This window comes from Brevibacterium sp. UCMA 11754, assembly GCF_021532275.1.
Taxonomy (GTDB): Bacteria; Actinomycetota; Actinomycetes; order Actinomycetales; family Brevibacteriaceae; genus Brevibacterium.
In genome coordinates this window covers 1-13,153 of sequence record NZ_JACBOT010000001.1, presented here as the reverse complement: position 1 = coordinate 13,153, position 13,153 = coordinate 1, and the positions used below count along the sequence as shown (strand labels likewise).

The window sequence follows — 13,153 nt, the reverse complement described above, 5'->3', positions numbered from 1 at the left end:
AATAGGGGAGAACGACATGAGCGAGAACAGTTTCCTAGGCACCCAGTGGCACGGCAAGATCTTCACCGGCGCGTGGACGAACGGCGCAGACGCCTCCTATGACGTCATCGAACCCGCAACAGGTCAGACCTTGGGGCGCTTGGGCGCTGCGAACGCCGATGACGTGAATGCGGCCGCCACCCGCGCGGCCGCAGCACAGAAGGAGTGGGCGAAGACGCCACCTGCCGAGCGTGCCGCTGTCCTCCGCCGGGCCGGCGCACTGTGGGCCGAGCACGCCGAGGAGATCTCCGGCTGGATCATCCGCGAATCAGGTGGGATTCCGGCCAAGGCCGGGCTGGAAGTCAGCTCCGCCGAGCAGATCTGCTACGAATCCTCCGCCCTGCCCAGCCACCCCAAAGGACAGGTCCTGACCTCGAACGAGCCCCGCTGGTCGTTCTCCCGCCGGGTGCCCGCCGGGGTCGTCTCGGTCATCGCACCGTTCAACTTCCCACTCATCCTCTCCATCCGCTCGGTCGCACCGGCGCTGGCCCTGGGAAATGCGGTGCTGCTCAAACCGGACCCACGCACCGCGGTCTGCGGCGGCGTGAGTCTGGCCCGGATCTTCGCCGAGGCGGGGCTTCCCGAGGGGCTCCTGCAGGTGCTGCCCGGAGGCCGGGAAGCCGGCGAAGCAGTGGTCTCCGCCCCTGAGGTATCGGTCATCTCCTTCACCGGATCGACCGCAGCCGGACGCAAGGTCGGCGAATCCGCCGGACGCCTCCTCAAGCGCTGCCACCTGGAACTGGGTGGAAACAACGCACTCGTCGTCCTCCCCGGGGCAGAGGTCGGTCCGGCCACCTCGGCGGGGGCATTCGGCTCATGGATGCACCAGGGACAGATCTGCATGACCACCGGGCGCCACCTTGTCCACGAGTCCATCTACGACGAATACGTCGAACAGCTGGCCGAGCGCGCCAGGAACCTGCCCGTAGGCAATCCCGCCACTGAGGAGGTCGCGCTGGGGCCGATCATCGACGACAAACAGCGGACGCACGTCCGCGACATCATCGACAAGGCCCAGGCCGACGGTGCACGACTCGTCGCCGGAGGAACCGGTGAAGGAGCATTCGTGCCGCCGACGGTATTGGCTGACCTCAGCCCCTCGAACCCAGCTTGGACGCAGGAGATCTTCGGACCGGTGGCGCCCGTGAGTCGTTTCTCGACTCTTGAGGAGGCCGCGGAACTGATCAACGCCAGTGAATACGGGCTGTCGGTGGGCATCCTCGGTGATGTGGGCATGGCCATCGAACTGGCCGACCTCGTCGACTCCGGCAAAGTCCACATCAATGAGCAGACCGTCTCCGATGAGGCCAATGTGCCCTTCGGCGGCACGAAGGACTCCGGCAACGGATCCCGCTTCGGTGGGGCCGAAGCCAACATCGAGGCCTTCACCGAAACCCAGTGGGTCACGATGCGCTCGCAGATCGCGCCGTACCCCTTCTGATTTGCTGACTGTCCAACCACGAAGACCGTCCAACCACACTGACCTACTGAACGACCGGAGACACTGATGTCCACACCTGCCGCAGCCCCTGGCGCTGCCAACACTGCCCGCGCCGGCGATACCCGCTGGCCGGCGATCCTGTGCTGGCTGGCCGTCGCACTCGAAGGATTCGACCTCGTCGTGCTGGGAGCCGTGATCCCCGAACTCCTGGCGACCAACGCCATCGGCTTCACTCCTGAGGCTGCGACGCTCGTCGCGACCTTGAGCCTGGTGGGTGTGGGCCTCGGTGCTGCGGCGGTGGGACCGATCGCCGACCGCTTCGGACGCCGCTACACGATCATCTTCTGCGTGCTCGTCTTCTCCCTCTTCACAATTCTCGTCGCGTTCTCCCCGAACGTCGCCCTGTTCACGACCTTCCGGTTCATCGCCGGACTTGCCCTGGGTGCCGTGATGCCCGGCTGCCTCGCCTACATCAGCGAGCACAACAAATCAGGCAAGACCGGCAAAGCGACGACCCTGACGATGACCGGCTACCACGCCGGCGCCGTGGCGATCTCCCTGCTCGCCGTCTTCTACTCGCACAACTGGCACCTGCTCTTCATCGCCGGCGGCGTCGCCGGACTCGTCCTCGTCCCGCTGCTGTGGTGGAAGCTGCCGGAATCTCAGGAGTTCGTCGAGGCTCAGGCGGCGAAGCAGGCACCTGCGGAATCCACTGCCGTGGCTCCGAAGACCGGCATGGCCGGATTGTTCGTCGGCCGGTTCAAACTGGTCACGATCGGCGTCTGGGCCGCCAGCTTCATGGGTCTGCTGCTCGTCTACGGACTCAACACCTGGCTGCCGAAGATCATGGCCGATGCGGGCTACGAGGTCTCCGATTCCCTCGTCATGCTGTTCGTGATGAACGTCGGCGCCGTCGTCGGCCTCGTCATCGCCGGGTGGCTTGCGGACAAGCACGGCACCAAGCCGATCGTGCTGCTGTGGTTCATCCTCGCGGCCGTGTTCCTCGCGGCACTGAGCATCCCGATGACGAGCCAGATCCTGCTCAACATCGCCGTCTTCATCACCGGTGTCTTCGTCTTCTCCGCCCAGGTCCTCGTCTATGCCTTCGTCTCAGCGATCTACCCGCCTACCGCACGCGGAACGGCGTTGGGCATGGCCTCGGCCGTCGGCCGCATCGGCGCCATCGTCGGACCGTTCATCACCGGCACCCTCGTCACGGCAGGCATTGCCTATCCGTGGGGCTTCTATCTCTTCGCTGTCGTCGCCGTTCTCGGTTTCGCCGCGATGGTCATCGTTCCGAAGGCTGTGGACGCCGCAGGCCGATGACCGACTGGATCGATGCCGCGTTCGTACGTGGAGGCACGAGCAAAGGACTCTACTTCCGTGCCGATTCCCTGCCCGAGCTGGACACGGTGCCAGCCCCGGGAGCCGCCGGCGACACCTCGGCGTGGGATGCGATCTTCTGTTCCGCACTCGGCTCCCCGGACGCCTTCGGCCGTCAGCTTGATGGCATGGGTGGTGGAATATCGTCATTGTCGAAGGTGATGGTGGTGTCCGCCTCGATGCGGACAGGTGTCGACCTCGACTACACCTTCGGTCAGGTCGATGTCGCCGAGGCGGTCGTGGACTATTCCGGCAACTGTGGAAATCTGTCCTCGGGTGTCGTGCCCTTCGCCCTGCTGGCCGAGATCGTCTCCGCGGCGGATGGGTGGCACGTCTTCCGTCTGTTCAACACGAACACGGACAAGCTCGTCGACGTCGGCCTCACCGTCGTCGATGGACAGGCTGCGGTCGCGGGAGACTTCGAACTCACCGGTGTCAGCGGCACCGGAGCACCGATCGAACTCATCTACCCCGATCCGGCAGGCAGCCGCACCTCGGGGATTCTGCCCACGGGAGCGCCGTCGGAGTCGATCGATGTCGACGGACGCATGGTCGACGTCTCCATGGTCGATGCGTCGCTGCCCGTCGTCATCGTGCCCGCAGAAGCGATCAGTCTCAACGGCGATGAGTCTCCGGAGTCCATCGACGCCAATGTTCCCTCGACGCTGATGATCGAGGAACTGAGACGCAAAGCGGCCGTGCGAATGGGCTTGTGCGAGACTCCGGAGAAAGCTCCGCAGGTCGTACCCAAGGTCGCGGTCGTGACCTCACAGAAGCCGACGACCCTTCTCGACGGCACCACCTTGGGCGCGAGAGATTCCGATGTCGTCGTCCGCATGATCTCGATGGGCCAGACCCACAAGGCTGTACCGGGTACCGGGGCAATGTGTCTGGCCGCGGCCGCGCAGATCCCCGGTACCATCGTCCACGCCATCATCGCCCGTTCTGAGCATTCGGTGCCCGGCCCCGAGGTCCGCCTGGGCACACCGTCAGGCACTGTCACCGCGGCGGCCGTCTGGGATGAAGAGGAGAAGACTGTGGCGGCGACTTCCCTGTTCCGCACCGCACGGGTGCTCATGGTCGGAAAGGTCGCCGTCACGGTCTGAAGGGTGTCGGCCTTAGTGGCGTCCTCCCAGTCGACGTCGCCGCGCGAAGACCACGATGCTCGCACCGATGACGAGCAGTCCGGCCGCAATCGACATCATCAGCGTCGGATCAACGCCTGTGCGGGGCAGGTCGGCGCCGGCATTGCTGTCTGAGCTGGCGTCATCCTCAGCGCCACCGGTATCTGCGGCCGAGTCCGAGGTCCCGCCTGCGCCCGCAGCCGAGGAACCGTTCGAACCGTCCGAACCGCTGGACGAGTCGCTCGAGCCACTGTCGGAATCGGAATCCGCGCCCACAGATGTACCCGAGTCAGCACCGTCTGCACCGGCCGATGCCTCAGCCTCTCCGCCGTCAGCATTTGCCTCAGCCGACCCTGCATCGTCGTTTCCGTCCGCGTCTTCTGGCCCGAAGAGTCCGACGACCACAGGATCGTGGTCCGAGGCACGGAACGGATCCGGGGCGTAGAAGTCGCTGATGTTGTAGTTGAAGCGGCTGTATTCGAGTGCAAGGGCCTCGACGGAGTTGATGTTCCAGACATCGGCACCGGTGATCGCATCGAAGGCACTCGAGGGCAGATCCGCCTGTGCGCCGGGAGCCGCCGCCTGGTCGACGGCGTCAGAGCCCGAAGAGTCCAGTGCCAGCACATGGTCGAGGCTGCCGGTGCGGGACTTGAACACGTAGGTCGACTTGTCCGTCATCTCGGACGCGACATCCTTGAACCCGGCTTCGTAGAAGACCTGCATCGGGTCTTCCTGCGTGTAGGCGTTGAAGTCGCCGAGCAGGTAGACGTAGTCGGAGTCCGCTGCCTCCTGCTGCTCCCCGGCGAAGTCCACGAGCGACGCCGCCTGCTTCACCCGGTCAGCATTCGAGGCACCCTGGCCGTCGCCGCTGTCCTCATTGCCCGGACCTGAGCCCGAACCTTTGGACTTGAAGTGGTTCGAGATCGTCACGAAGGTCTTGTCCGTGTCAGTCTCACCTGACTCGTCCTTCGGCGCGAATGCCTGCGAGAGGGGTTCGCGCGCGTTTGAGAACGCGGCCTCATCGTCAAGGATCGTCGAATCCTTCTGCGGGGCCACCTCGGCGGGCTGATAGATCAGGGCTGTGCGGATGACGTCCTCATCTGCCGGCACGTCGTCGGGGGAGGGGACGAAGTCCCACTTGTCGGCGCCGGCGGCCTCGTTGAGGCGTTCGACCAGCGTCTCGAGCGCGGCATCGCGGTCCTTGTCGAACGCGGCGGAGTTCTCGATCTCCATGAGAGAGACCACCGAGGTGTCGAGCTTGTTGATGGCCGAGACGATCTTCGTCTCCTGCCGCTTGAGGCTCTCTCCGTTGGCAGCACCGCGAGCATCGCAGCCGCCGCGAACCGTGATCGGGTTGCCTTCGCGATCGGAATAGTAATCACAGCCGGAGAGCTGATCGCCAGTCGTCGTGAAGTAGTTGAGGACGTTGAAGCTGGCCATGCTGACTTCTCCGCCGACAGCTTCCGGAGCTTCTGTGCGGGTGTCCGAGAATCTCGCCGGCAGAATCGCTTCGGCGTTGTCCCCGGTCAGACGCGTCGTGGGCTGGAAGCGCCACTTCTCATGGTCGAAGCCCAGCACCACAGGAGAGGTCATCGTGGCGCTCGCACCCACACGCACAGGGGCGTCGTTTGAGACATAGGGCAGAGGGATGTCTTTGTCGTTCTGCAGGTAGTTGACGGTCGCGCCGTCGTCGAGGACGACCTCACGCTCGAGGTTCTCGGCCTCGATGGCCTTGGCCTCATCGCTGCCCGGGCGGGCGACGTCGGTGGGCTGAGGGAGCGTGCCCTCTCCGGTGGCCAAGACGATCTCTCCGTAGGTGTTCGTATTGTAGTTGTCGGCCACGGTCATCTCACCGCCGGGCTGCAGAAGCATGCCCTCGAGTGCCTCACGTGCGGCAGCGTCGGTGGGGAACGCGTCTTCAACGGGCTTGACCGCCTCGGCGGGTTCATCCAGGGCCGTCACTCCATTGCTGCTGACGGAGATCTGGGTCTGACCGTAGCGTTCGGAGACTGCGCCGGTGAATTCGAGGTGATCACCGATGCTGACATCGTCAACCGAGTCGGGGGAGTAGACGAAGACACCGTCCGAGGCTCCGGGGGTCTCGTCCACGGCTCCGCCGGTTCCCGGCGTCTGCACGTAGTAGCCATTCAGCCCGCCAGTGGGGTATGAGGCGGTGACGACTCCCTGAGTCTTGACGGTTGTGCCTGCCAGGGGACTCTCCTCGCCGGTGCCCTGCACGTCGGCGATGGGCGTGACGTCCTCAGGAGCCGGATCATCGCCGCCCCCATCGTCGCCGGGAAGTGCGTCGGGGGTCGGGGCCGCAGAGTTCCAAATGCCGTCGATGAGTTGGATCGACTGCCCGCCCGAGGCGGTGGCACCCGTGGGTTCGGCATCCGTGCCGACAACAGCCTCCGGGGTGTTCGTATTCGCCTTGCCCGTGACTCCCTTGCCGTCGACGACTCCGCCGACCTGATCGAAGTCCACGAGCACGCCGTCATCATCGATGGCGAAGGCCGAGGAGCCATAGCTGCCGTCGCCGGCAGACCCGGATTTCACGGAGTTCGTGATCGACACCTCGACCGCCAGTGCTCCGCTGTCGCCGACGGTGGTGCCAGCGGGAACGCTGGCGAGATTCTCCTCAGCCTGAACGCTTCCGCCCCGAGTCACGGACCCGAAAGTCCAACCGGAGACATCGGTTCCCGGCTCGGCTGCGATCTCAATGAAGTCGGTGTCGAGCGTGTACCCGATCTCGCTGATGTGCGGATCCTCGGCGGCAGTTGCCGGCGCCGCCGGAAAGGTGAGGCCGATCGCCGCGACGAGGCTGAGCGCCGCGCACGATGAGGCCGTCTTGGAGACTGTCATGGGAGCCTTTCGGAGTTTTGTGCACCGTGGTGGATGACGGCGCAGACGCATGCACACTATCCGTTGACGAGGCGTCATCGGTGACGACCTTGTGAATATGGTGTGAACTGACTGTACTATGTCTCACCGATACTGACGCTGAAAGATCTAGACTGATGGCAAACCATCGATCTGCAGGGAGGCAGATGATGCGTGTGCTGATCGTCGGTGCCGGAATCGCCGGCTCCACGCTTGCCTATTGGCTGCAGCGAGCGGGGCATGAGCCCACTCTCCTCGAGCGAGCGCCCGCCCTCCGCCGAGGTGGATACCTGATCGACTTCTGGGGCACAGGATTCGACGTGGCGGAGCGGATGGGCCTCGTCCCCAGGCTGCGCCGAGAGGGATACGAGCTCAGGGAGGCCCGCGACGTCGCAGGAGACGGACACCGGATCGCCTCGCTTGATCCGCAGCGTCTAGTTGCGGGAGCCAGCGGCCAATATGTCAGCATCCTTCGAGCAGACCTCGCCGCCGCAATATATGACAGCCTCGACGACGGAGTCGAGACGATCTTCGGTGACACCGTCGCCCGGCTCACCGAGGGCGAACAGAGCATCAGCGTCGAGTTCGACCATGGCGCCCCACGCGAATTCGACCTCGTCGTCGGTGCCGACGGGCTGCATTCTCGCGTCCGTGAGCTGGCTTTCGGGGAAGAGGCCCTGTACGAGCGCGATCTTGGGATCGCCGTCGCTGCGTTCGACGTCGTCGGCTACCGCCCACGCGATGAACACGTCGCGCTCATGCATGCTGAAGTCGGGTTTCAAGCGATCCGTGTCGCGCTGCGCGAGGACCTGACGATGTTCATGCTCACCTTCCGCCACCATGGTCCTGTCCCCACCGATGACCTCGGGGCCCAGCAGGAGCTGCTGCGCACGAGCCTGGCCGATGCAGGGTGGGAGATCCCAGCGATCCTCAACGAGCTGCCGCGAGCACGGACACTCTACCTTGACCGGGCGAACCAGATCCGGATGCCCGCGTGGACCAGTGGCAGGGTCGCACTGATCGGTGATGCGGCGGCGAGCCCGTCATTGCTCGCCGGTCAGGGATCGGCGTTGGCGATGGTCGAGGCCTATGTTCTGGCTGCCGAACTGGCTGCCACACCTGAGGACCATCGCCGAGCCTTCGATGCTTATGAACGTCGGCTGATGCCGATGCTGCGCAGCAAACAGGACGCGGCCAAGGGCCTCGGCACGGCGTTCGCTCCGCCGAATCGCCTACGCCTCATGCTGCGAAACACACTGATGAGGCTCATGGGACTGCCGCCCGTCGCGAATCTCGCCATGGGGCGCAGCCTGCGGGACCCGATCGAGCTCCCCGCCTGGCCGGTAGCCTGACATCAGGCCTCCGGCTCAGGGCCCTGATCTGTTGTCTACGAGCCTAGCCTCCATGCCGTCCAGCAGCAGATCGATGCTCGTCTCGAATTGTCGGAGGTCAAAGCTGACCATGTCCGCTTGCGTCAATCGACTGAGATTGTGCAATTCGGATGAGATGCTGTCATCGAGGACACGCCGTACCTCGGACACCTGCGGATGGCCGGTCGACCGGCGAGCAAGGATCCGCTCTCGTGCGCTGGCGGAGGCCAATGATGCCAGAGCAGCAAGACTGCGAGCCGCAATTTCGTCGTCGAATCCCGCTTCCAGCATGATTCGCAGAGTATCCTCGACCGATTCCAGCTGGCGAATGTCGATGGCGTTGATCCGCAGATAGGCACCGAGGCCCCCTGAGGTCAGCACGGCATCATACATCGATTCGGCGAGCAGTCGGCAGGCTTCTCGCCATCCCGCCCCTTGTGAGATGACCACAGGGTTGAGCTGCAGTGAGAATGCGTCGCCGGCGACGAGTTCTCGCAGACCGTCGAGATCGGAGACATGGTGGTGGATGGCGGCTCTGTCGACGCCAAGCCTGTCCGCTACGGCCTTCACTGTGATCTTCTTCGGGTCCAGACCACGTGCCGCTTCCGCGATGCCGGCCAGGGACAGTCCAGCCCGACTTCCTCGGCTGCGACGTTCGGAATCACCGGATTGGCCCGTATCTGTCATCTGACCAGTCTACTTCGGAAGTCTTGTATTCACGATCGTGAATAACTAGGCTCTGAAACTACCGGCCGTATCAGTGCGGCCTCTGGCGAAAGGGCTTCACCGATGGTTGACGAATCAGCACCTCTGACTCCGAACAGCACGATCGGCACGTGGCTGGATCACCCAGAGGGCGGTCCCTTGGTCCGAGGACTTCTGGAAGCGTCTGGTGCAGGAGAAGAATCACTCGCCCCGGTGCGGGGTCTGCCGCTGCAGCAGCTGGTGGTGATGAGCCAGGGGCAGATGCCGCAGTCGGTCGTCGATGACCTTGTGATGCAGGCCAATGGCGGAGTCGCCCCGGAGAACGCGGGTGACGAAACGGGATGGGTGGAGCAGGTGACTTCGGGACGCTTCTCGGGCAGGACAGTCATCGTGACCGGCGCCGCTTCCGGCATCGGTCGCGCCGTTGCCGAGAGGATTGCACGCGAAGGCGGCCGCGTTGTTACCGTCGACATCAGCGCTGATCGACTGCAGGATCTGTCGTCATCGCTTCCTGACGCGAAGATCGATACCGTCGTCGGCGACATCACGAAGCAGAGTGACATTGATTCCATCGTTGCAGCTGGGGGCGAACGAATCGACGGGCTGGCGAATGTGGCCGGAATCAATGACGACTTCTCGCCGCTGCACGAGACCGAAGACGCCATGTGGGATCGCGTCATCGCCATCAACCTGACCGGTGGATTCAAACTGTCCCGGGCCGTCATCCCGGCGATGCTTGAGCGTGGTGCCGGAGCGATCGTCAACGTTGCTTCAGAGGCCGGGCTTCGGGGCAACGCCTCGGGCAATGCCTATACAGTATCCAAGCATGGAGTCGTCGGACTCACGCGCAGCGCCGCTTTCATGTACGGACCGCAGGGACTTCGCGTCAATGCAGTCGCACCAGGCGGCGTGGCCACGGGGATTCCGCCGCAGGGTGAGACCTCCGAAGCCGGATCTGCGCGACTCGGTCCTTTCCAGAGTGCCATTCCGACGATCGCCACGGCGCCTCAGCTGGCAGCGTCCATTTCGTTCCTCCTCAGCGACGACGCAGTCAACATCAACGGAGTGATACTTCCCTCCGATGGCGGCTGGTCGGTCCAGTGATCTGGTCGGTCCGGCAGCGATGGACGTCGACACAGCATGAAACAGCAGACAGAGAAAGTGAGAAATGATGACGATTCCTCGAGGGCTTGCTGATCTCCTCGCCCGCCTCATGCAGAAGGCACCGGGCTCCTCGCAGCAGTCGCCGGAGACATCGTTCGCGGAGATCGACGCGATCACCGAGGACATCGAGATACCCACTCGTCATGGCCGCCTGCCTGCCACGGTCTACCTGCCGTCGTCGGACGTGGACGGCCACAGCAGGTCGGCATTGGAGAACCTGGGCAGTCGTGGCGTGTACGTGAATTTCCACGGCGGCGGATTCGTCCTGCGCCATCCGGAACAGGACGATCCGCTGTGTCGGTTCCTCGCAGCGAGGGCCGGCGTCACTGTGCTCAACGTTGACTACACACCGGCCCCGCAGTCCCGTTTTCCGGGACCCATCGAGCAGGCCTACGACGTCGTGAAGTGGGCGACGGAGGCTTCTCGACCGTGGGACGGCGCCAGGTGCGCCGTTGGGGGACAGTCGGCTGGCGGTTCGCTTGCCGCCGGGGCAGCCCGGTTGGCGCTGGAGAACGGACTCTCGACGATTGAGCTGCAGGTGCTGATGTATCCGGCGCTCGACCTGAGCATTCCCTCCTCGCAGAAATGGACGGCAGACAAAGAGAAGTTCCTCGTCTACATGGGCCCGATCTTCAACGCCGTGTACTGCCCCGACGAAAGCCGGCGGCGGGATCGGCTCATCTCACCGGCAGGCAAGTACGACACAGCGCCGCTCGACAGGATAGCCCCGGCGCTGGTGGTCACCTGCGGCCGGGACATCCTGCGGGACGAGGGTGTTCGCTACGCTGATCGGCTCGAGCAGGCTGGGTCTCTCATCGACCACATCGACCTGCCCGAGGCGGGGCACGGCTTCAACATCCTCGGTGCTTCACGGGAGGCAGTCCTTCCCGTCTACGAGAGGATCGCGGAGACCGTCCGACAGCTCAGGCCTTGAGCTCGGCGGCCAGCTCGTGGAAGTCACGGCTGGGATTGCCGAAGCGGTGCAGGGTCATCGACACTGCCTGCTCCTGCACGTAGTACCGCATCTCCACCCGCGCCGAGGAGGTCACAGGCTCATCGATGACCGCAACCTCCGGGCGTGGTGCTGTGGCAGCCAGCAGCTCAGGTTCCTGCGGTCCGAGCACGCGGATGCGGGCACCGACGGAGTCGTCGTAGCGTCCTTCGCCGACCATGTTCGCGAACGTCGCTGCGGACTCGGTCCGAGCTGCGACACCCGCGTTCGTGGCGGCGATCTTCACCTCGGAGGCCACCTCCTCGGCGACGGACAGCTGCACTGTCGACCCGACGCACTTCGCTGCGTGCAGTGACCTCTCCAGATCGAACAGCGACGACGTCGAGGTCACTCGCAGTGTGACCGGGCGGGGCCGGTAGCGGAAGATGTTGGCTTCGGACTGCAGGCCCGTGTGATCCTTCGCCGCTCCGAATTCGCGTGCCAGCCAACGCTCATCGTCAGTTTTTGCGAGCTCGAGGCTCTGGCTTGCGTCAGTGGCGCCTGGCAGAGTAGAGGGATCGTCGGTGTAGTGGCCGAAGAGCATGAGGTAGTTCGGGCCACCGGCCTTCGAACCGAGCCCGACGGAGGACTGCTTCCAGCCGCCGAAGGACTGGCGCCTGACGATTGCGCCGGTGATGCCGCGGTTGACGTAGGCGTTGCCGACCTGCACGCGGTCGAGCCAGGTGCGCACCTCCTCGGGGTCGAGGGAGTGGATGCCGCCGGTCAGGCCGAAGTCCACATCGTTCTGGAACTCGATGGCCTCGTCGAGGTCGCGGGCGTGCATAAGACCGAGCACCGGACCGAACACCTCGGTGAGGTGGAAGAAGGATCCCGGCTTGACGCCGTCCTTGATTCCCGGGCTCCACAGCCGACCCGTGTCATCGAGCTGCTTGGGCTCGAGCAGCCAGGACTCACCCGGTTCGAGGGAGGTCAGGGCTCGTTCGAGCTTGTCGGAGGGATCCTCGGTCAGCGGTCCCATCGTCGCCGACATGTTCGCCGGCCAGTCGACGACCATCGAGGAAGCAGCATCGATGAGCTGCTTGCGGTAGCGCTCGGAGTCGTAGGTCGAGCCGACCATGATGCCCAACGAGGCGGCCGAGCACTTCTGACCGGCATGGCCGAAGGCGGAATACACGAGATCGGCCACGGCCAGGTCGCGGTCAGCCGCCGGAGTGATGAGCAGTGCGTTCTTGCCCGAGGTCTCCGCATTGACGTGCAGGTCAGGACGGAAGGATTTGAACAGGGCCGCCGTTTCGGAGGCGCCGGTGAGGATGACACGGTCGACATCCGGGTGGGCGACGAGGTGACGGCTGAGATCCCGGTCGGACGGTGTGCACAGCTGCAGCACGTCCTTGGGCACGCCGGCTTCCCACAGGCAGTCGATGATGAGGGCCGAGCAGTGCGGTGTGGGCTTCGACGGTTTGTGGATGACTGCCGAACCGGCCGCCAACGCAGCCACGGTGCCGCCGGTGGGAATGGCGATGGGGAAGTTCCACGGAGGAGTCACGACGACCATCTCATCGGGAACGAAGTTCGCTCCTTCGAGGCCGTCCAGCTCTGCGGCATTGAGAGCGTAGTAGCGGATGAAGTCGATGGCTTCGGAGATCTCCGGATCGGACTGGGACGGCATCTTCCCAACCTCGGCGGCCTCGACGGCGATGAACTCACCACGGCGGGCGGCGACCACTTCGGCAGCCCGGTGGAGGACCTCTCCACGACCGGCGGCACCCAGCGCACGCCAGGCCTTGGCAGCCTCGCGGCCATCGGCGATCATCTCATCGAGCTTCGCGGCCGAGTCGACCTTCGGCGTCTTCGGACGGTCGTCGAGATATCCGGGGGTGGTCGCCTCGGCGATGATCTCCTTGGCCCACTTCTGGTTCGCCGGCAGCGAGGGATCGGTATCCGGCTCATTGAAGAACTCGGTCGGGACAGCCCCGGAAACGTCGCGTTCGGTCGAGCGATCCTGGTTTCGGTTCGGCCTGGGCGCAGTCTCGCCATCGGCTGCGAGGATCTCCTCGAGCTGTTTGACGGAGTCCTGGAAGCGGTCGGCCTCCCG

General features: G+C 64.6%; 9 protein-coding genes. 6 read left to right on the top strand and 3 right to left on the bottom strand.

Annotated features, from left to right (window positions below; translation table 11 throughout):
• The first annotated feature begins 16 nt into the window (after nucleotides 1-16).
• From HX613_RS00045 to HX613_RS00035, 3 genes are all read left to right on the top strand, one after another.
• Nucleotides 17-1,480 carry a benzaldehyde dehydrogenase gene (locus HX613_RS00045; RefSeq protein WP_235343442.1) on the top strand — a complete coding sequence of 488 codons (1,464 nt, stop codon included), beginning with the start codon at nucleotides 17-19 and terminating at the stop codon, nucleotides 1,478-1,480.
• Between the two features lie 66 nt (nucleotides 1,481-1,546).
• Nucleotides 1,547-2,806, top strand: coding sequence for an MFS transporter (locus tag HX613_RS00040; protein WP_235343441.1), 1,260 nt, complete (start codon nucleotides 1,547-1,549; stop codon nucleotides 2,804-2,806).
• Nucleotides 2,803-3,969 carry a PrpF domain-containing protein gene (locus HX613_RS00035; protein WP_235343440.1) on the top strand — a complete coding sequence of 389 codons (1,167 nt, stop codon included), beginning with the start codon at nucleotides 2,803-2,805 and terminating at the stop codon, nucleotides 3,967-3,969. Before HX613_RS00040 ends, HX613_RS00035 begins: the two co-directional genes overlap by 4 nt.
• Before the next feature lie 12 nt (nucleotides 3,970-3,981).
• Here HX613_RS00035 and HX613_RS00030 read toward each other — a convergent pair whose 3' ends face one another.
• The gene (locus HX613_RS00030) at nucleotides 3,982-6,849 is read right to left on the bottom strand and encodes an ExeM/NucH family extracellular endonuclease (protein ID WP_235343439.1); all 2,868 of its coding nucleotides are present in this window, start codon (nucleotides 6,847-6,849) and stop codon (nucleotides 3,982-3,984) included.
• 185 nt (nucleotides 6,850-7,034) lie between these two features.
• On the opposite strand from HX613_RS00030, the gene HX613_RS00025 reads away from it, so the two are divergent.
• Nucleotides 7,035-8,219, top strand: coding sequence for an FAD-binding domain (locus HX613_RS00025; protein ID WP_235343438.1), 1,185 nt, complete (start codon nucleotides 7,035-7,037; stop codon nucleotides 8,217-8,219).
• Between the two features lie 15 nt (nucleotides 8,220-8,234).
• Here HX613_RS00025 and HX613_RS00020 read toward each other — a convergent pair whose 3' ends face one another.
• The gene (locus HX613_RS00020; RefSeq protein ID WP_235343437.1) at nucleotides 8,235-8,924 is read right to left on the bottom strand and encodes a TetR/AcrR family transcriptional regulator C-terminal domain-containing protein; all 690 of its coding nucleotides are present in this window, start codon (nucleotides 8,922-8,924) and stop codon (nucleotides 8,235-8,237) included.
• Nucleotides 8,925-9,026: 102 nt separating this feature from the next.
• Between HX613_RS00020 and HX613_RS00015 the strand changes: the two genes are divergently transcribed.
• Together HX613_RS00015 and HX613_RS00010 are read left to right on the top strand one after the other, a co-directional pair.
• Entirely contained in the window at nucleotides 9,027-10,046 is a 1,020-nt protein-coding gene (locus HX613_RS00015) for an SDR family NAD(P)-dependent oxidoreductase (protein ID WP_235343436.1), read from the top strand.
• A gap of 64 nt (nucleotides 10,047-10,110) precedes the next feature.
• Nucleotides 10,111-11,040, top strand: coding sequence for an alpha/beta hydrolase (locus HX613_RS00010; RefSeq protein ID WP_235343435.1), 930 nt, complete (start codon nucleotides 10,111-10,113; stop codon nucleotides 11,038-11,040).
• Here HX613_RS00010 and HX613_RS00005 read toward each other — a convergent pair.
• Nucleotides 11,030-13,153: aldehyde dehydrogenase family protein (locus tag HX613_RS00005; protein ID WP_235343434.1), on the bottom strand; the 2,124-nt coding region annotated here is incomplete at its 5' end. The two genes, HX613_RS00010 and HX613_RS00005, sit on opposite strands and share 11 nt — an antisense overlap.